We start from the raw sequence: 19,616 nt of genomic DNA, 5'->3' as shown, positions 1-19,616 counted from the left end.
CGTAAGCTAGGTTGATGAACTTAGTGTGTAATCTATTTTTGTATTAGTGTGCTGGTTCGAGTGCGGCAAGTAAGGAGCGCACGACGAGATCACACTGGCTTTGGCTGTAACGCCGATGAACTGCAGGTTTCTCAATCAGATAATAATGTGGCGCCATCATAGTTTCGTGGAGTCTATTAAGCTCTGTGTCGCTAAGGCGCTCGAGATGTAATCCGGGCATATGTTTAACTGTGTGCATATCAATGCTAGAACAAAAAGCCACACTCTTCATGGTTAATAGATGGGCATACCATTCTTCCCTGTCTATCACTTTCTCTACGGTAGGCAGTAAGATACCTTGGCGCTGGCAAAATAATTCTAAGGGATCGATTTTACTGTTAAAGCCCTTGAGTTCTTGAAATAGAAACGGATGGCGACAAATTTGCTCTAAGGTAATATTCGTCTCAACGTCCCAAAGCGGATGTTGCTTGGCTGCAACGATATAAATGCCATTGATTGAGCCAAGTTTGGTGTAACTTAATTCTTTATTTTCAGCACTTTCAAAAGTAATCCCAAAATCAAGCGCACCTGCGTGGATCAACTCAGCACTATTTTCCTGCCATTTATGTAAGCGTATTTGTCCTAGCTTTTGGGCAAGTTCAGGAGTGCTTAACTGAGGCGCTAAAAAGCTTAGCAGGCCATTACAAGCAGCGATATGCAGCGGTAAGTCGGTATTGATGGCCGCATTTTGTATCTGGATTGCAGATTGTTCGAGGTGATAAACCGATTCAGTAAACTGGCAAATAGCAACATAGAGACTTTCTGCTAAAGGCGTCGGTTTAAGCCCCTGTTGACGACGATAAAATAGTTCATCATTAAAGGTTAGGCGTAATGCATTGAGGCAGCGGCTTATTTTGGGGGCAGAAACATCTAGCGCTTTGGCCGCGCTATTTGCGTGTCCAGTGTCGAAAATACTTTTAAATACAAGCAAGGTAAAAACATCGAGTTCACAGATCTGTTTTAGTAATAAGTTGCTCATTTTGTATTTTGCCCTGTATGAGTCTTAAATGTTTTTGCGGCGCTATTAGGGGAGTTCTGTGTCCTTGCGATTACCCGAACCACCGCGATCAAATATCATGGATACTAACTGCCAATATTAACATTCAGCATGCGGATTAACTGTGATCCCTCTCGGTAAAATAACAATTATTTAACTATTGTAAAGAGGGGGGGGGGAGTTAGATGAGTAGGCGCTATGTTTAACATCGGGCGGAAAGGAATGATTGAGCTAAAAGAGTGAGTCAAAGTCTGCTCACCTAAGGCGGCGAGCAAACGATAGTGATGCATTTAGGATTAGTGAGATTCTATGACGTCGTTTTGCACGGACGGTAAGTTGAGTGAATCTGCTGTTGGGGTATGGCCTATTGCATGGGAATAAATGGTTGGTGCATCTTCTTTAATCCGCATCCCGATAAATTGGCCACCCTCAAGGATTTGCATTGAGGTACTTGCCACTTCGCCGTCGACAACACCATTACGTTGGATCACTAAACGCTCACAAATGAGTCTGCCTTTGAAGTCCCCATCGACGATAAATTCATGGCACTTTACTTCACCTTGAATTATACCGCCTTGTTCTATGGTGATATTGGCCTCAGAAAGCAGCTGACCTTGGATATCACCGCCAACAAGCACATCGCCTGTTAATTCGATATTTCCCGTGAGTTTAGTGCCTCGAGCAATAAAGCTAAAAGAGGTACTTTTTTTAGGCGGGAAAAACAGTTTTCTTACAAACATTATCATAAATTAACTTAATTCGAGAAGGGATTAACTGAGTTCAACAGAGGCGCGATACTAGCTTAAAATCCATGAGAAGCACAGCTCTGCACGTGTTAATGCAATTACAGTGTTCTATCAAGTTGGTCGTTTTATCTCAATGGCTTTGCTAGGGCAAGGAGCTACGCAGGCACCGCATCCAGTACAAAGACCAAGGTCTATTTTGGGGCTCGGAGCCTGACCAATACTGAGCACAAAACTGATGGCTCTTGGTTCGCAGGCATCCTTACAACTTTGGCACCAGATCCCTTGAAAGGTTAAGCAGCTTTCTTGAATATGGGCTTGGTATTGCCAAGGTGCTTGAGTCAAATCGAAAATATTTTCAGGGCAAGCCTTAGCACACAGGGTACAAAATGTGCACTCATTGTCCTTAAAGGATACTTCAGGAAATCCGCCATCACCTTTGATGATAATGTGAGTTTCACAAACCTCAAGACAGGTGGAACAACGAGTACACACATCGGTGAACTCGATATCATCACGCACCCAAGGCGGCCTTATCGCATTATCTTTACGCCGGCGAAAGAGGCTGCGACGGCTGTGATTAATACTTTGAGTCATGTTGCTCCTCGGGTGGTTAATGCTGTAAAGCGATGGTATTTAGAGGGTAAAGAAAAATGGCTTGGGAGATTTCCACAAGCCATTCAAGTTATTAGCCGTTATAACCATTGGGATTGGTTGATTGCCAATGCCAGCTACTGTTGGCCATATCTTCTAGGGTATGAGTCGCTTGCCAGCCAAGATCTTCCCTTGCGTGGGTTGGATCGGCGTAGCAGGCGGCAATATCCCCTGGGCGACGTGGCGCAATTTGGTAGGCAATGGTGTTACCACAAGCTTTTTCAAAGGCTTTAACCATGTCTAATACACTATATCCTTGGCCTGTGCCTAAGTTATAGGTCACTAGACCAGGCTTAGTGGCCAATTTTGCGAGCGCTTTTAAATGGCCATTGGCTAAATCCACGACATGGATATAGTCACGCACGCCAGTACCGTCGTGAGTCGGATAATCATTACCAAACACGCTTAAGGCGGTGCGTTTACCCACGGCAACCTGCGCAATAAAGGGCATTAAGTTGTTAGGGATATCGTTAGGATCTTCGCCGATTAAGCCACTGGCATGGGCGCCAACCGGATTAAAATAGCGCAGACGGGCGATATTCCAGCTCGGATCGGCATTGTGTACATCTGCCAGTATATGTTCAACCATCAACTTCGACTGACCATAAGGGTTTGTTGCCCCTGTGGGGAAGTCTTCGGTGATCGGTAAACTTGCGGGATCGCCATACACAGTTGCCGATGAGCTGAATACGAGATTTTTTACCTTAAACTCTGCCATGACTTGGCAAAGGATAAGCGTACCCGTAACGTTATTCTCATAATACTTCAGGGGTTTTGCGACGGATTCTCCCACCGCTTTTAATCCTGCAAAGTGGATAACTGAATCAATAGCATGATCGTTAAACACTTTCTGCAATAACGCTTTATTGAGAATATCGCCTTGATAGAAAGTAACCGATTTACCAGTGATTCGCTCTACTCGGTTTAAGGCTTCTATGCTTGAATTAGACAAGTTGTCCAATACAATCACATCATTACCAGCATTGAGCAGTTCTACTACTGTGTGGGTGCCAATATAGCCAGCACCACCGGTCACTAAAATCGTCATTACTTAATTCCTTTTACAACGGTTTTTAAATAGTGCGCAAAATCTTCACCGATTTCGCTGTGGCGCAGGGCATATTCAACGTTAGCACGCATATAACCTTGCTTGTTACCACAGTCATGGCTCTTACCTTCCATGTAGTAAGCATTTACGGTTTCTTGCTTCATTAACATCGCAATCGCATCCGTTAATTGAATTTCATCGCCTGCGCCCGCAGGGGTTTTAGCCAGTAGCGGCCAAATGCTGGCTGGTAACACATAACGGCCTACAACGGCTAAATTAGAAGGAGCTTCATCTACAGAGGGTTTTTCAACCAGTTCGACTAATGGCTCAGATTCACCCGGTTGTAAATCATGACCATTCACATCGGCAATACCGTATTGGTTGACGACGTTATGTGGCACGCCTTCCACCATGATTTGACCGACTTGGGTTTCATCAAACAGGGCAACCATAGCGGCTAAGTTATCGCTACGAAGGTCACAGCTGGCTTCATCTATGATCACATCCGGTAGTAATACGGCAAATGGTGCATCGCCGACGACAGATTTAGCACACAAAATCGCATGACCTAAGCCTTTAGCTTGAGATTGGCGCACGCTGATGATAGTGACGTCTTTAGGACAAATAGATTGTACGGCTTCAAGTAACTGACGTTTAACGCGGCGTTCTAATTGGGCTTCTAATTCGAAACTGGTATCGAAATGGTTTTCGATAGAGTTTTTACTGGCGTGGGTCACGAGTACAATTTCTTTGATCCCAGCCGCGATAGCTTCACTGACTACATATTGAATCAATGGCTTATCGACAACGGGTAACATTTCCTTTGGAATTGCTTTGGTCGCGGGAAGCATACGAGTGCCTAGGCCTGCGACAGGAATAACGGCTTTACGAATTTGATGTTGTTTCATTGCGAACCTTTTAGGTCAAGGAGATGCGGTTAATGGCCAATATTGTAAATGACCTGCACAGAAAAGCTATTTAGAAACGCTGAAAACTTAGGATATTTAAGTATTTTTACAGCGAAGTCGACGTAAGTTTTAGCAAAGGTAGCACAGAGCATCTCATCCAGCATGGGTGATGTGCACTTGCATGGCGTTTTTAATACCCTTGTAATATTTGCTTTACGTTTACGTCACAGTAGTGGTGCAAGAATAAAGTGTGAGGGAGTTAACAAATTTAAAGGCTTAGATCACTATGGTTCCATGAGTGCTAGCCACTAAGTGAAGACTATGACGAAAGGAACAAAGTACATCGCTCACAGAGCTGATGACACAGGGTTTATCAACTACCCGCAAGAAGAACATGAGATTTGGAGCCAGCTTTATGCCCGTCAAGCGATAAACCTGCCTGGCCGTGCCTGTAAGGAGTATTTGCAAGGGCTAGATGCCTTGGCTATGCCAAAGGATCGTATTCCGCAACTTACTGAAATTGATACTGTATTGCAAGCGACCACCGGCTGGAAAACGGCAGCCGTACCTGCGCTTATTTCCTTCGGCCGTTTCTTTGAACTACTGGCCAATAAAGAGTTTCCTGTGGCGACATTCATTCGCCGTAAGGAAGAGTTTGATTACCTGCAAGAGCCTGATATTTTTCATGAAATTTTTGGTCACTGCCCTTTGCTCACCAACCCTTCATTTGCCAATTTTTCACATATGTATGGCCAATTAGGTTTAAATGCCAGCAAAGAAGAAAGGGTATTTTTAGCGCGTTTATACTGGTTTACGGTTGAGTTTGGCTTGCTACAGCCTAAAGATGGCCCCTTGTGTATCTATGGTGGCGGTATTTTAAGCTCACCTGGTGAAACTTTATATGCAATGGAAAGTGACGTGCCAGAACGTCAGCCCTTTGATTTATTGAATGTGCTACGAACCCCATATCGCATTGATATTATGCAGCCGATTTATTATGTGATTGAGCACATTGATATGCTTGATGAAATTGCCAAAATGGACATCATGAGTTATGTCACTAAGGCACGTCAGTTAGGTTTATTTGCTCCTAAATATCCTCCCAAAGCCAAGGCGAGCTAGTCTCGATTCGATGGATGGTTTTTGATGTGTCATTTGAGTCGCCATCTAATTTAGTCATGTGATTTAAGTAAGTAATAAGTAATGAGTAAAGTGCAACTAAATATCCCTATTAATGTTGCCAACAGGAGTATGTATGACTGCGTTATCGAATATGAAATGTGAAGCGTGCCAAGCCGATGCACCAAAAGTGACCGATGAAGAATTGGCAGAACTTATTCGTATGATCCCTGACTGGGGCGTGCAAGTGCGTGACGGCGTAATGCAGCTTGAGCGCGTCTACAAGTTTAAAAACTTTAAACTGGCGATGGTATTCACGAATAAGCTGGCGGATTTAGCGGAAGAAGAATTCCACCATCCAGGCATTTTCACTGAATGGGGCAAAGTGACTGTCACTTGGTGGTCGCACTCCATTAAGGGGCTACATAAGAATGACTTCATCATGGCCGCCAAGACAGACCAGTTACTAGGTTAATTATTTAATCAATTTAATCAGCATCTTAATGTGTTTTATGATGCTGGTTTTTTCTTCCTGTTACAATTCAACTGTAAACTAGGCTTGCCACTTTCAGTTTAACCTTCTAACGTATACGGGCTCTGCTATTTCCCCTCATCGCTGACGTTTTCGTCAAAGGTAACGATTTGCCTAGCAAGCGTTATTTTTGTTGTAAAGCCTAAGTCGAAAAATAGCTCTGCACGGTTTATCCCCAAAATTCAAATCAAAAAAGGGAATATCAGTCATTATGCGCTTGGAAGTCAGCTGTCAGGATCGTGTTGGTTTAGCCAAAGATATCTTAGTCGTGTTAGAGCGTTATGGTATTAATTTAATTGCCATTGATGCCAGTAACCAAGGATTCCTGTACTTACAATTTGCCGAAATCAGTTTTGAAACCTTGAGTGCCTTGATGCCGCAGATCCGCAAAGTGGAAAGTGTCCACGATGTGCGTACGGTGTCATTTATGCCCTCAGAGCAAGAACATTACGCCCTTAAAACCCTGCTCAAAACCTTACCCGACTCCGTTTTTTCTATCGATGCCAAGGCTCGTATCCGTATCGTTAATGAGTCCGCCTTGCTCAATATCGGCATGGGTGAGCATGAAGTACTCGAAGAGTCGCTTAATCATTGGGTGCAAGGTTTTAACTTCAGCCGTTGGTTGAGTGAAGCACAAGTATTGCCACAAGCGGCGCGAGTTCAAATCGGCCCAAACGAATATTTAGCGGAAATGCTGCCGATTTACCTACCCGATGAGGATGAAAAAACCATCTTGGTTGGTGCTGTGGTGTCGCTGAAATCCCCTGCGCGTGTTGGAAAACAGTTTAACGCGCTGCAGAACCAAACCACTGGCTTTGAAAATGTATTAGCCAGCAGTGACAAGATGAAGGAAGTGCTTAAGCAAGCGCGGCGTATGGCCCAGCTCGATGCACCTTTGTTGATCACGGGTGAAACGGGTACTGGCAAAGAATTAATGGCCAGAGCTAGCCATGATGCGGGGATGCGCCGTGAAAAACCTTTTATCGCCATCAACTGCGCCGCTCTACCCGACAGCGCTGCCGAAGAGGAATTATTCGGTTACGTCAGTCAGGGTAAAGTCGTCAAACGGGGCTTTTTTGAAGAAGCTAAGGGGGGCACAGTATTTCTCGATGAAGTGGCGGAAATGTCTAGGGCGGCTCAAGTTAAGCTGCTACGGCTATTGCAAGATGGCACTTTTAGACGCATAGGGGGCGATGAAGAAGTGCGTGCTGATGTGCGAATTATCTGCTCGACCCAGAAAAATTTAGCTGAACTATGCCAAACCGGCGAGTTTAGGGAAGATTTGTACTATCGCATCCATGTGTTGAGTTATCACATCCCGTCATTACGTGAGCGTAAAGTCGATATCATTCCACTGACGGAAATGTTCCTCGAACATTACAGTCAACAGTTGTCTAGCCCTGTTCGGCGGATTTCGGCCCAGTGCCGCGATCATTTGCTCACCTACGCTTGGCCAGGTAACGTACGCCAATTAAAGAACGCGGTATTTAGAGCCGTGTCTATGTGGGATGGCTCGGCCGAGTTGACGGTAGAACAGCTGAAATTGCCGTCATACGCCGAAGGTTTTGGTTACTTTGATAATGAGTTTGAAGGCAATCTCGACGATGCAATGAAGCAGTTTGAAGCGAGTCTGTTGCGTCGATTATATCCGGCCTATCCGAGCACTCGCCAGTTGGCGAAAAAGCTAGGTGTATCACACACAGCTATTGCTAATAAACTGCGTGAATACAAGATAGCCAAGCGCCGTTAGCCAGAGTCTCGTTGGGTTGACACAGTCAATGTAACAGTATCGTTCCACTTAGTTGCCGACTTTTCAGGCATATTGCTTACCGAGATATTGATAAGCGGTAACTAGGTTATAAACGTAATGATTAGTTTACAAAATGTGAAATAATTGACCTAAATGTGATTTTGGTCACGCTATAGGAATCTTGAGCTGCATCGGGTATTTCTACGCGCAACAAATACGTTAAAGCAAGTAAAAGAGCATGCCTCGTTGGCGCGAACTGCGTAACATGTATGCCCTTAATGAGTCAAAAAGTTCGATTTAAATCGCCGAATATAAGCTGGGTGACGTCGCGTGTTTTCCAGCACAATAAAATTGTACACCTAGCCGAAGAGCACTGGAGCCAATATGAAACTTGCAAGTTATAACAATGGTCGTCGTGATGGTCAGTTGATGTTAGTCAGCCGCGATCTCACTAAAACGGTTGCTGTTCCTGCCATTGCCCACACTATGCAGCAATTACTCGATGGTTGGGATTTACTGAGACCGCAATTGCAAGAATTGTACGATGCGCTAAATGAAGGCATGTTAGATAACGCGCAAGCGTTCGACGAAGCTAAGTGTTTGTCGCCATTACCGCGTGCTTACCAATGGGCCGATGGTAGCGCTTATGTGAATCACGTTGAGTTAGTCCGTAAAGCCCGTGGCGCAGAAATGCCAGAAACCTTTTGGACAGATCCGTTGTTTTATCAAGGTGGCTCAGACAGCTTTATTGCCCCTAAAGCGGATATCCCATTGGCGAGTGAAGACTGGGGTATCGATTTCGAATCTGAAATTGCGGTTATTACCGATGATGTGCCTATGGGCGTGAGCACTGACAATGCAGCTAAGCACATTAAATTGTTGATGCTAGTTAACGATGTGTCATTGCGTAACTTGATCCCTGGTGAGTTGGCGAAAGGCTTTGGTTTTTTCCAATCTAAACCATCGAGCAGTTTTTCGCCTGTGGCTGTGACACCGGATGAATTGGGTGTCCGTTGGGAAGATTCGAAAGTGCATTTACCGCTGATCACCTATTTAAATGGTGAATTATTTGGTCGTCCGAATGCGGGCGTTGATATGACCTTTAATTTCAGTCAGTTAGTTTCGCATGTTGCAAAAACCCGCCCATTGTGCGCAGGCGCGATTATTGGCTCTGGTACTATTTCTAACTATGACCGTAGCGCAGGTTCGAGCTGTTTAGCGGAAAAACGTATGTTAGAAGTGATTGCCGAAGGCAAAGCAACTACGCCATTTATGCGTTTTGGTGACACAGTGCGTATCGAAATGCTCGATGATAATGATGTAACCATTTTTGGTTCTATCGATCAAAAAGTGGTTGAATACAAAGCCTAAGGCTTTCCCTTAAAGGGCGACACAGACTCAAACTAACGGGGCTTAATTGCCCCGTTTTTATACTGACTTTTATCAGGACATGAAAATATGAAACTTTACGGTTATTGGCGTTCCAGTGCAGCCTATCGGGTTCGTATTGCCCTTAATCTCAAGGGGATTTCAGCCGAACAGTTTTCAGTGCATCTCGTACGTGATGGCGGCGAGCAACATAAAGCGGCCTACATTGCGCTTAATCCTTTAGAGTTAGTGCCAACCTTAGTGGTGGATGATGAGCTGGATGTGGATGTCTTGTCGCAATCTTTAGCGATTATCGAATATCTTGATGAGATACATCCACAGTCGCCATTACTGCCTGCATCGGCTCTTGAACGTGCCCACGTGCGCGCTATGGCACTTACGGTCGCCTGTGAGATCCATCCATTAAACAACTTGCGGGTATTGCAGTATTTAACGCAAACCTTAGGGGTCGATGAAGCGGCTAAAAATACTTGGTATCACCATTGGGTCGCAAGTGGTTTTACGGCCTTAGAAACCTTGTTAACACGGCATAGCGGTCGTTATTGCTTTGGGAATGCCGTGACATTAGCCGACTTATGTTTAGTGCCGCAGGTGTATAACGCCCAGCGTTTTAATGTGGATTTAACGCCTTATCCCAATATCATGCGCGTGTGGGCTGAGTGTAATCAGCTTGAAGCCTTTGTCGATGCTGCGCCAGAGCGCCAAGCGGATGCGGTGTAACGAATTGCGCGGATACGGTTTTTACGAATAGAAAGAATGGATGATGAGGCTTGCTTTGAGAGTCTAATCTCAGCGATGGAGTTTAAATGCTTTTCAGTAAAAAATGTCCGTATTGCAAAGGTAAACTCGGCGCTAAGGATGTGCCGATTAAGGAAGGACGCTGCTGCCATTGTGATAAGCCGATACTGTACAAACTCAATGTAATAAAATGGATGCTACTGTTCATGCCCATCTTTACTGTTAGCGTTAATCTGCTAGACAAAGATGTCTATGGGTTTTGGATTTGTTTTGCGGTAATGGCACCGATTTATAGTCTCGTTTATTTACTCTGTCATGAGGTCGTAAAGTGCTCAGAAACCGATGGCGAAGTGGAGTAAGCTTAATGTCTTTCCCGTGTTTTTATCTGATATTGAAGCGGGCGATACTGTTATGAGTGGTGCTAGGGGTAATGTCATGAGTGTTGCTACGAATAATGTTATGAATGATGCAATGAGTGAAGCAGCGCTAGAGCATCAATTACTTGAATGGATAGCTCAAGACTGCGAGCGGGTGAGGGCGCTTGAACTCGCGCTTCAATGTGCCAAAGTACACTCAATGCCGCAGTGGTGTCTGGCGGCGGGATTTGTCCGTAATTTAGTCTGGGATCGCTTGCACGAATTTGAGTTGAGTCCACTGAACGATATCGATCTGATCTATTTTTGCCCTTTAGATATTAGCCCTGAGCGGGATCTGGCGATTGAAACCTATCTTCATCAGCTTGCCCCTGAGTTACCTTGGTCGGTTAAGAATCAGGCGCGCATGCATAGTCGCAATCAAGACATGGCTTACACATCTTGTATTGATGCTATGGCCCATTGGCCAGAGTTAGAAACCGCGGTTGGGGTGTGTTTAAAATCTCATGTTGAGACAGATACTCAGGTAGATGCAGAGACTGATCATCATTCCACGCATTACGGTATTGAGCTGGTGGTTCCCTTTGGGCTGAACTCCCTGTTTGCCCTCAAATTGAGCGCCAATCCAAAGCGATCATTACCACTGTTTGAGCACAGAGTTGCGACTAAGGGCTGGCTAACTCGCTATCCTTTGCTTACGTGTTGCTACTCAAGCTAATCTTCTCACTTTCTTATTCGTTCAGTCTAAAACTGACTTAACCGCCTCACACTATCATTCCATGCAATCTAGTTATCTAACATGATAGGTATCATCCTCAAGCCGTTTTTATTTATCCATTTTCTGTTTTTATCCTCATTCAACCAGTCTCTATAATTTGAACTTAATGTTCAAATAACCTCTTAGTTAAGTGCTTTTTATTGTTACTAAAATGTTTATGGTGTTATTGGTCACTACCACTTGCGGAAGTCATTAGTGATGACTAATACAACACTTAGCTCACAGAAAACAAAGGAGTATTATCAATAAATGTTTGAATTTCGTGATTCAGCTCCCATGTGCAGTACCTATAAGTGAGTATTGCTCACTCACTTTGATTTGGATCAATAAATCAGCCGCATATCTCTGGCAGTGTAGGCGTCAATTGTTAATGATGTAATACAAAACAAAAACCTATGTTGTACATATGGAGTATGATGATGAATAAAAACACTGTTTCTACACTGGTCGCTGCCACCCTTTTAGCCGCTGGTTTTTCTGCCTCTGTATCGGCTCACCAAGCGGGTGACATTATCGTTCGTGCGGGTGCTGTGGTTGTTGCGCCAAATGAATCAAGTGATGATGTTGCGGGTAACGGTGAGTTCCAAATCAGCAATAACACTCAAGTGGGTTTAAACTTTGGCTACATGCTGACAGATAACTTTGGGGTTGAGTTATTAGCTGCCACACCTTTTAGCCACGATGTTTCTTTGGCTGGCGTAGGTAAGATTGCTGAAACTAAACATTTACCACCCACTTTAGTGGCGCAGTACTACTTTGGTGATGCGCAATCTAAATTACGTCCATACGTGGGTGTCGGTGTTAACTATACTAATTTCTTCGACAATGAGTTCACCAACGATTTAAATGGTGCGTTAACTGACTTGAGCATGAGCACTTCGTGGGGCTTAGCGGCACAAGCAGGTGTTGACTATCAGGTTAACAAAAACTGGTTAGTGAACGCTTCAGTGTGGTACGCACAAATTAGCAGTGACGTGAAGTTTAAATTAGCGGGCGACACTGTGGTTATCGACACTGATATCAACCCATGGGTTTATATGGTCAGCGTGGGTTACACTTTCTAATCCACTGATTAGATAAGCGTAAAAAAGGAGCCTTAGGCTCCTTTTTCGTTTCTGCACTTTTTATCGCGCCATGTTCTGTTCCACTTAGGCTAAGCCGATTTAGCGCTTTGGCTTTTTTGCTTTCCAGTGGCGAGTGTTATAGATAAATTCGGGTAATAACACAGTAAGCCAAGCGACGAGGCGCCAGCGTTTGGTCACATAGACGCGGCGTTTGCCTTGTTTCATTGCCTTGATGATTTGTGCTGCGACTTGTGGCAATGGTGCAAGCCACATCGCACTTTGCTGCATAGCGGCTTTATCGAGCAAACCAAGTTGGATATCGGTAATCGTAATAGGTAGCTTAAGGCGCTGAGCATGCATACTTAAGCCCTCAAGGTAATTCTGGCCAAAGGCTTTTGAGGCGTGATAGGCCACACTCGGCCCGCCGCGAAGGCCCGCAATCGAGTTGATTGCCGCCAGTTGTCCATAACCTTGCTCGCGAAATAGTCTAAATGCCGTATTGCAGATGGCAGCAAAACCTCGCACATTGACATCGATAATGTCTTGCTCCGGTAGCCAAGGCAACTCGGGGTCATAGCTATTGAGGCCTGTATTGACTAAGACTAAGTGCGCGCCGCCAAGAGTTTGCCAGACTGATTCAAGTTGGTTGATGATGGCTTGAGGTTGTTCAATTTGAAGTGCAAAAACTTGTACTTTTGTTGGCAAGGATAAGGCAAAATCGCGCAGTGATTCTGGATCTTGGGCGAATAAGACTAATTCAACCTGTTGATCTGCCAATTGCTTTGCAAGTTCACGACTTAATTGTGAGCTAGCTCCCACAATGATTGCAGTTGCTTGGGTCATAGATTTTTCGGCAACGAAATGGTGGCTTATGATAGAAAGTTATGTTCACCAAGACAAGATTTATAGCTTGGGCGTGTGGACATCTAGAAGTCTTTATGTATGATTAGGAGAAACAAAATGAACAAATGGTTGCGTTTAAGCGCGTTGAGATTAACAGCCTTAGCATTAATGGCCATCATGGGGGTGTTATCCGGTTGTGCGACACCTAATGCTATCGTTGAGATAAAAGGCGAGACCTTATATCGCGAACGGATAGCCTTACCTGCCGATGCTAAGGTCATAGTGCAACTGCTTGATGTCTCAAAAATGGATGTGCCAGCCATAGTGATGGCGGAGCGCGTGCAACAAGGTGCTGCGACACCCGCGCCATTCAGTTTTGCGATTGGTAGCGATCAGTTCCAACCCGGTCACACTTATGCCATAGGTGCCCGGATTATGTTGGGTGATAAGTTATTGTTTATTAATACTCAAGCCTATCACATTGATCTCAATTCCACTGAGCCAATGACGATACTGCTAGAGAAAGTCGGTGGCTAGTTAGCCCGCTCAAAAGTGAGCTGACATACGCGCCGAATCCGTTAGTATTTACGAACAGAAGAGGCGCGGTATGCCGGTTAGAATTCCAGATCATCTGCCCGCAGCAGGGGTGTTAGAGTCAGAAAATATTTTCGTTATGTCCGAGACGCGGGCGGCGAATCAAGATATCAGGCCGATGAAGGTGCTGATTTTGAACTTGATGCCGAACAAAATCGAGACCGAAACCCAGTTACTGCGCTTACTGGGCAACACGCCTTTACAAGTCGATGTGGATTTACTGCGCATTCACGACAAAGAATCCAAGCATACTTCCATCGACCACATGAATACTTTTTACCGTGATTTTGAAGCCGTTCGCCATAAAAATTACGACGGTCTTATCATCACTGGCGCGCCGCTTGGGCAAATCGATTTCGAAGATGTGGTTTATTGGGACCATATCCGTGAAATCATCGACTGGTCCCAAGAGCATGTCACCTCAGTGTTGTTTTTATGCTGGGCAGCCCATGCGGGCTTGTATCATCTCTATGGTTTAAATCGAAAAATATTGCAACAGAAGCGTTCTGGCGTATTTGTACATAGGCGCACTTATCAGCATTTCCCACTACTACGTGGTTTTGATGATGAGTTCTTTGCACCCCATTCGCGTTTTGCCGAGATGGATGTGGAAGAAATTAGGCAACACCCGCAGTTGCAAGTGTTAGCGCAGTCCGATGAGGCCGGGGCCTATTTAGTATTAAGTCGCAATAACCGTAACTTGTTTGTAATGGGGCACCCTGAATATCAAAAATCGACCTTAAACGATGAATACCATAGGGATTTAGCCCAAGGCTTAACGCCAAATGTGCCACAAAACTATTATCGAAATAATAATCCAGAAGCCGAAGCCATTGCCCGCTGGCACAGCCACGGTAGTTTGTTGGTCAGTAATTGGCTCAATTATTACGTTTACCAGTTAACGCCTTATGACTTAAGTGATATGACGGCGATGACACCGTGGGAATCGCGATAATTCATGAAAATATTTGAGTTTATTCAAGCCAAAGAAGCTGATTGGGATTACCTCTTACAGCTTAGAAAATTGACCATGACTCCGCATTTAGAGCGTTCAGGTCAGTTTTTAACTGAAAAGGAACATCATCTCAGGCTCAAAGATCAATATGACTGTTCCTTTTTAGTGCGGTATAAAGAATGCATTATCGGCACTTTAAAATACCGACAAACGGATAACTCTGTAGAAATCATGCAGATTCAGATACATCCTGTGCATCAGCAACAAGGCTTTGGTAAAGCCATTATTCAACAAGTGTTAGATGGCGCTAAAGCAAAGACAGTATTGCTAACTGTCTTGAAAAATAATCAAGCCTTAGCACTCTATCTCAGGTTGGGATTTAATATTGTTGGTGAAGACATGTATGAATACCATATGCAAATCAAATGCTAACCAGTGGCATATAGACTCGCTACTTTTGACATTGTCTGACATTGTCTGACATTGGCCTCATAACCAGAGGGGAAAATCACTAGTAGCCTGAGTCCAGCTGTTTTATTCCCTACAAAGATATGGGTGACCTACTTTCATTACTAGAACGATCTGGTTTACTACGCTGAGGGCGTAAAGGCATGTGCTAACTGGGTAAAGTTAGTCGGCAATATCAACAAGCCGCCGAGGCAATTCTAAATAGTGTTCAAAGAAGCCGCGCTAGAACGGATGTTCTTACGCGCCGCGGCTTTCTATTTCACTGCGCTCCAAGGTCCACATTTATCCCACTTAGTTAATCACCACAGAATTCAATTTTTGAGCTTAATACTCCTCAATTTCCTATTTCGCTGTAAATCCTTACTGACAATTTTCACCCGATAAAATCGACACATTAGACCAAGGAATACTTGCTTTACGTTCGCGTAAACGTCAGAGTGGTTTTATTGTCGATTTTATTAAACGTCCCAAGGCTAGCACTAGGCCTTGTGGTCAATTTGGGTTGGAGCCTGCATGAGTACTGAACCGTTAAATCAAGATATTGTTATTGTTGCCGCTAAACGCACCCCTATGGGTGGTTTTCAAGGCAGTTTGTCATCTGTTGCATCACCGACTTTAGCCGCGACAGCCATTAAGGGCTTGTTGGCGGAGACTCAATTGGCGGGTGAACATGTCGATGAAGTCTTGGTGGGCTGTGTATTACCCGCAGGTTTAGGTCAAGCGCCTGCACGTCAGGCAACTTTAGGTGCGGGGCTTCCACTTTCTGTGGGGGCGACCACAGTGAACAAGGTCTGTGGCTCAGGCATGAAGACGGTCATGTTAGCCCATGACTTGATTAAAGCGGGCAGTGCAAAAGTGGTGATCGCCGGCGGCATGGAAAGTATGAGCCAAGCGCCGTATCTATTAGATAAAGCCCGAAGCGGCATGCGCATGGGCCATGGCAAAGTGCTCGACCATATGTTTTTAGATGGTCTTGAGGATGCTTATACTGGCGGCGCCATGGGAACATTTGCCCAGAAAACCGCCGATGAATTTGGTATCACCCGCGAGCAGATGGACGCCTTTGCGCTCAGTTCGCTCGAAAAAGCCAATGCCGCGATTAACTCGGGTGCCTTTAAGGCCGAAATTACGCCTGTCACAGTTAGTGATCGTCGCGGTGATGTGACTATCGATACCGACGAGCAACCCGGTAATGCCCGCCCTGAAAAAATTCCTACGCTGCGACCAGCCTTTACCAAAGATGGCACTATCACTGCGGCCAACTCTAGCTCTATTTCCGATGGCGCAGCGGCATTGATGCTGACCTCGCGTGGCGAAGCTGAGCGTTTAGGCTTAACTGTATTAGCCACCATTAAAGGCCACACGACCCACGCCCAAGAGCCTTCACTCTTTACCACTGCACCTGTCGGCGCTATGGCGAAATTACTGGCCAATGTCGGTTGGTCAACGGATGAAGTTGATTTATTCGAAATCAACGAAGCCTTCGCCATGGTGACTATGCTTGCCGTGTCTGAGCTCGGTTTAGATATAGCTAAGGTTAACGTCAATGGCGGTGCCTGCGCCTTAGGTCATCCTATTGGCTGCTCGGGTTCACGTTTACTAGTGACCTTAATCCATGCTTTAAAAGCCCGCGGCCTTAAACGCGGTGTCGCCTCGCTGTGTATCGGCGGTGGTGAAGCAACAGCGATGGCCATTGAGGTCTAATTGCAAAGGTTTTAGTTAAATCAACAAGACGGGGCTGGCAAGGGCAATCACTTCCCTTGAGGATAATCATAATATCGCACCGCCAGCCCATCACTCTACAAGGAAAGGATTGCAACATGACCACACAAGTAAAGCATTACATTGACGGCGAGTTTATCCAAGGTACGGGCACATCACAGATTATTGTCACCAATCCCGCGAATAACTCGCCGATTGCTGTGATTAATGCTGCCACTAGCGAAGAAGTTCACGCTGCGATTGCTAGCGCCAAAGCGGCCTTTAAAACCTGGAAAGAAGTGCCAGTGTCTGAACGCGCACGCGTCATGTTGCGTTATCAACATCTGCTAAAAGAACATCACGACGAACTGGCGACCATTCTTGCAAAGGAAACCGGTAAAACCTTCGAAGATGCCAAGGGCGATGTATGGCGCGGTATTGAAGTTGCAGAGCACGCTTGTAATGTGGCGTCATTATTGATGGGCGAAACCGTTGAGAACGTCGCGCGTTCAATCGACACTTATAGCTACACTCAACCACTCGGTGTGTGTGCGGGTATTACGCCATTTAACTTCCCTGCGATGATCCCGTTATGGATGTTCCCATTGGCGATTGCCTGCGGTAACACTTTCATTTTAAAGCCTTCAGAACAAGATCCTATGACGCCGCAGCGTCTGGTTGAGCTGTTTGTTGAGGCGGGCGCACCTAAGGGCGTATTGCAATTAGTGCATGGCGATAAAACCGCCGTAGATATCCTGCTGGCAGACCCTGCGATTAAAGCCATTTCTTTCGTCGGTTCTGTGGCTGTGGGTCAGTATATTTATAAAACGGGTACCGATAACTTAAAACGCGTGCAAGCCTTTGCGGGCGCGAAAAACCACTGCGTTATCATGCCAGATGCAAACAAACAGCAAGTGATCAACAACTTAGTCGGCGCTTCTGTTGGCGCGGCGGGTCAGCGTTGTATGGCGATTTCGGTTGCCGTGTTTGTGGGTGCCGCGAAAGAGTGGATCCCAGAATTAAAAGAAGCGTTAGCCAAAGTTCGCCCAGGTTTATGGGACGATAAAGAAGCGGGTTATGGTCCGGTTATCAGCCCAGCCGCTAAGGCGCGGGTGCTTAAACTTATCGCTCAAGGTAAAGCCGAAGGCGCCGAGTGTTTACTCGATGGCAGCGATTTTACCGTAGAAGGTTACGAGTCGGGCAACTGGATTGGCCCAACCATGTTCGATAAAGTCACCACTGAGATGAGCATCTACAAGGAAGAAATCTTCGGCCCTGTTCTGTGCTGCATGGAATCGGACTCATTAGAAGCGGCTATCGAATTAGTCAATGCTAGCCCTTATGGCAACGGCACGTCTATCTTTACCGCTAGCGGTGCAGCTGCCCGTAAATATCAACATGAAATCGAAGTCGGCCAAGTGGGGATTAACGTGCCTATTCCTGTGCCATTACCTTTCTTCTCATTTACCGGTTGGAAGGGCAGTTTCTACGGCGATCAACATGCTTATGGCAAGCAAGCGGTGCGTTTTTATACCGAGACCAAGACCATCACTTCCCGCTGGTTCGAGTCTGATATCGCCGTAGCTTCAACGCCAAATATGAGCATTAACCTACGCTAAGCTCGGTGATTAATCGATAAACCACGGCGTCTTTACGGCGCCCAATTTATTCAATAAAAAAGTGACCACAGAGTCATAGGAGAGCCAAATGGATTTTAATTTCAACGATGACCAACGCCAGTTTGCCGATCTTGCGCGCCAGTTTGCCGCGGAAGAATTAACCCCGTTTGCCGCCAAGTGGGATGAAGAACATCATTTCCCTAAAGACGTGATCCAAAAAGCCGGTGAGCTGGGTTTTTGCTCTCTGTATTCGCCAGAATCCGAAGGTGGCATGGGCTTATCGCGCCTCGATGCCTCGATTATTTTTGAAGAACTTGCCAAGGGCTGCACTGCAACCACAGCCATGCTGACCATTCACAATATGGCGACTTGGATGGTGACGACTTGGGGCACTGAAACCCTGCGTCAGACTTGGTCCGAGCCGTTAACCACAGGGCAGATGTTAGCGTCATATTGTTTAACTGAGCCGGGTGCGGGTTCTGACGCTGCATCTTTGCAAACCAAAGCGGTGCGCGACGGCGATGAATATGTGATTTCAGGCTCGAAAATGTTTATCTCAGGCGCGGGCGCCACTGAGCTTTTAGTCGTGATGTGCCGTACGGGTCAAGCTGGGCCTAAGGGGATTTCGGCCATTGCGATTCCGGCGGATGCCGCTGGCGTTATTTATGGTAAAGCTGAAGATAAAATGGGCTGGAATGCCCAGCCGACCCGTCAAATCACCTTTGAAAACGTGCGCGTGCCAGTAGCGAACTTGCTCGGTGAAGAAGGCCAAGGTTTTGCTTTCGCGATGAAAGGCTTAGACGGCGGTCGCATCAATATCGCTACCTGTTCTGTGGGGACGGCGCAGTCGGCTTTAGAGCGCGCAACTCAGTATATGAATGAGCGTCAGCAATTTGGTAAACCGTTAGCGGCTTTCCAAGCGCTGCAATTTAAGCTTGCCGATATGGCGACAGAATTAGTCGCAGCCCGCCAAATGGTGCGTCTTGCGGCATTTAAACTCGATAGTGGCGATCCTGAGGCCACGGCTTATTGCGCTATGGCGAAACGCTTTGCCACCGATGTGGGTTTTCAAGTCTGCGATGCGGCGCTGCAAATTCATGGTGGATATGGTTATATAAGGGAGTACCCGCTGGAACGTCATTTCCGTGATGTGCGTGTACACCAGATTTTAGAAGGCACTAACGAAATTATGCGCTTAATTATCGCCCGTCGTTTACTCGATGAAAATGCAGGACAAATCCTGTAATTCAACTCGCAATATGCGTGACTTACAGGTCGGCGATAACTGAAAAGGAGTCTATAA

The 19,616-nt window shown here is 45.8% G+C and carries 20 protein-coding genes; 14 read left to right on the top strand and 6 right to left on the bottom strand.

What is annotated here, in order from left to right; translation table 11 throughout:
- Nucleotides 1–43: 43 nt before the first annotated feature.
- The 5 genes from KO533_RS07580 to galU form a co-directional block, all read right to left on the bottom strand.
- Nucleotides 44–1,018: a LysR family transcriptional regulator gene (locus tag KO533_RS07580; protein WP_113938944.1), complete on the bottom strand. Its 975-nt coding sequence runs from the start codon at nucleotides 1,016–1,018 to the stop codon at nucleotides 44–46.
- A gap of 314 nt (nucleotides 1,019–1,332) precedes the next feature.
- On the bottom strand, nucleotides 1,333–1,782 hold the full coding sequence (locus tag KO533_RS07575) for a polymer-forming cytoskeletal protein (RefSeq protein WP_219253523.1): 450 nt from the start codon (nucleotides 1,780–1,782) through the stop codon (nucleotides 1,333–1,335).
- 111 nt (nucleotides 1,783–1,893) lie between these two features.
- Nucleotides 1,894–2,376 (bottom strand): ferredoxin-type protein NapF, encoded by a 483-nt coding sequence (gene napF / locus KO533_RS07570; RefSeq protein WP_219253522.1) that lies wholly within the window; start codon nucleotides 2,374–2,376, stop codon nucleotides 1,894–1,896.
- Nucleotides 2,377–2,467: 91 nt separating this feature from the next.
- Nucleotides 2,468–3,481: a UDP-glucose 4-epimerase GalE gene (gene galE / locus KO533_RS07565; protein ID WP_028760579.1), complete on the bottom strand. Its 1,014-nt coding sequence runs from the start codon at nucleotides 3,479–3,481 to the stop codon at nucleotides 2,468–2,470.
- Nucleotides 3,481–4,389 carry a UTP--glucose-1-phosphate uridylyltransferase GalU gene (galU, locus tag KO533_RS07560; RefSeq protein WP_219253521.1) on the bottom strand — a complete coding sequence of 303 codons (909 nt, stop codon included), beginning with the start codon at nucleotides 4,387–4,389 and terminating at the stop codon, nucleotides 3,481–3,483. Before galU ends, galE begins: the two co-directional genes overlap by 1 nt.
- Before the next feature lie 321 nt (nucleotides 4,390–4,710).
- Here galU and phhA point away from each other — a divergent pair, with 321 nt between their 5' ends.
- From phhA to ompW, 8 genes are all read left to right on the top strand, one after another.
- Nucleotides 4,711–5,511, top strand: coding sequence for a phenylalanine 4-monooxygenase (gene phhA, locus KO533_RS07555; RefSeq protein WP_219253520.1), 801 nt, complete (start codon nucleotides 4,711–4,713; stop codon nucleotides 5,509–5,511).
- A 133-nt stretch (nucleotides 5,512–5,644) separates the two neighbouring features.
- Nucleotides 5,645–5,983 (top strand): 4a-hydroxytetrahydrobiopterin dehydratase, encoded by a 339-nt coding sequence (locus KO533_RS07550; protein ID WP_028760576.1) that lies wholly within the window; start codon nucleotides 5,645–5,647, stop codon nucleotides 5,981–5,983.
- 268 nt (nucleotides 5,984–6,251) lie between these two features.
- A complete protein-coding gene (gene tyrR, locus KO533_RS07545; protein WP_113938940.1) occupies nucleotides 6,252–7,790 on the top strand; it encodes a transcriptional regulator TyrR in 1,539 nt (512 codons plus the stop codon).
- Between the two features lie 384 nt (nucleotides 7,791–8,174).
- A complete protein-coding gene (locus KO533_RS07540) occupies nucleotides 8,175–9,161 on the top strand; it encodes a fumarylacetoacetate hydrolase family protein (RefSeq protein ID WP_219253519.1) in 987 nt (328 codons plus the stop codon).
- An 87-nt stretch (nucleotides 9,162–9,248) separates the two neighbouring features.
- The gene (gene maiA, locus KO533_RS07535; protein ID WP_219253518.1) at nucleotides 9,249–9,899 is read left to right on the top strand and encodes a maleylacetoacetate isomerase; all 651 of its coding nucleotides are present in this window, start codon (nucleotides 9,249–9,251) and stop codon (nucleotides 9,897–9,899) included.
- A gap of 86 nt (nucleotides 9,900–9,985) precedes the next feature.
- Nucleotides 9,986–10,276, top strand: coding sequence for a hypothetical protein (locus KO533_RS07530; protein ID WP_028760572.1), 291 nt, complete (start codon nucleotides 9,986–9,988; stop codon nucleotides 10,274–10,276).
- Between the two features lie 52 nt (nucleotides 10,277–10,328).
- Nucleotides 10,329–11,009 carry a nucleotidyltransferase family protein gene (locus KO533_RS07525; RefSeq protein ID WP_251073382.1) on the top strand — a complete coding sequence of 227 codons (681 nt, stop codon included), beginning with the start codon at nucleotides 10,329–10,331 and terminating at the stop codon, nucleotides 11,007–11,009.
- Between the two features lie 476 nt (nucleotides 11,010–11,485).
- The gene (gene ompW, locus KO533_RS07520; protein WP_028760570.1) at nucleotides 11,486–12,133 is read left to right on the top strand and encodes an outer membrane protein OmpW; all 648 of its coding nucleotides are present in this window, start codon (nucleotides 11,486–11,488) and stop codon (nucleotides 12,131–12,133) included.
- Nucleotides 12,134–12,232: 99 nt separating this feature from the next.
- Here ompW and KO533_RS07515 read toward each other — a convergent pair whose 3' ends face one another.
- Nucleotides 12,233–12,976: an SDR family NAD(P)-dependent oxidoreductase gene (locus KO533_RS07515; RefSeq protein WP_028760569.1), complete on the bottom strand. Its 744-nt coding sequence runs from the start codon at nucleotides 12,974–12,976 to the stop codon at nucleotides 12,233–12,235.
- Between the two features lie 117 nt (nucleotides 12,977–13,093).
- Between KO533_RS07515 and KO533_RS07510 the strand changes: the two genes are divergently transcribed.
- The 6 genes from KO533_RS07510 to KO533_RS07485 all read left to right on the top strand — a co-directional run bounded on the left by KO533_RS07510 (nucleotide 13,094) and on the right by KO533_RS07485 (nucleotide 19,559).
- The gene (locus KO533_RS07510; RefSeq protein ID WP_113938934.1) at nucleotides 13,094–13,513 is read left to right on the top strand and encodes a YbaY family lipoprotein; all 420 of its coding nucleotides are present in this window, start codon (nucleotides 13,094–13,096) and stop codon (nucleotides 13,511–13,513) included.
- 70 nt (nucleotides 13,514–13,583) lie between these two features.
- Entirely contained in the window at nucleotides 13,584–14,525 is a 942-nt protein-coding gene (gene metA / locus KO533_RS07505) for a homoserine O-succinyltransferase (RefSeq protein WP_219253517.1), read from the top strand.
- Between the two features lie 3 nt (nucleotides 14,526–14,528).
- Nucleotides 14,529–14,957 carry a GNAT family N-acetyltransferase gene (locus tag KO533_RS07500; protein ID WP_219253504.1) on the top strand — a complete coding sequence of 143 codons (429 nt, stop codon included), beginning with the start codon at nucleotides 14,529–14,531 and terminating at the stop codon, nucleotides 14,955–14,957.
- A 549-nt stretch (nucleotides 14,958–15,506) separates the two neighbouring features.
- Complete coding sequence (locus KO533_RS07495) at nucleotides 15,507–16,697, top strand: acetyl-CoA C-acyltransferase (protein ID WP_219253501.1); 1,191 nt, start codon at nucleotides 15,507–15,509, stop codon at nucleotides 16,695–16,697.
- A 116-nt stretch (nucleotides 16,698–16,813) separates the two neighbouring features.
- Nucleotides 16,814–18,313, top strand: a complete 1,500-nt coding sequence (locus KO533_RS07490; protein WP_011919010.1) for a CoA-acylating methylmalonate-semialdehyde dehydrogenase — start codon at nucleotides 16,814–16,816, stop codon at nucleotides 18,311–18,313.
- An 88-nt stretch (nucleotides 18,314–18,401) separates the two neighbouring features.
- Nucleotides 18,402–19,559: an acyl-CoA dehydrogenase family protein gene (locus KO533_RS07485; protein ID WP_113938930.1), complete on the top strand. Its 1,158-nt coding sequence runs from the start codon at nucleotides 18,402–18,404 to the stop codon at nucleotides 19,557–19,559.
- Nucleotides 19,560–19,616 lie beyond the last annotated feature (57 nt).

The sequence above is a fragment of the Shewanella sp. NKUCC05_KAH genome (assembly GCF_019345585.1).
Classification (GTDB): Bacteria; Pseudomonadota; Gammaproteobacteria; order Enterobacterales; family Shewanellaceae; genus Shewanella; species Shewanella oncorhynchi.
The sequence above is the reverse complement of the archived record's forward strand: the minus strand, read 5'-3'. Positions and strand labels throughout refer to the sequence as shown.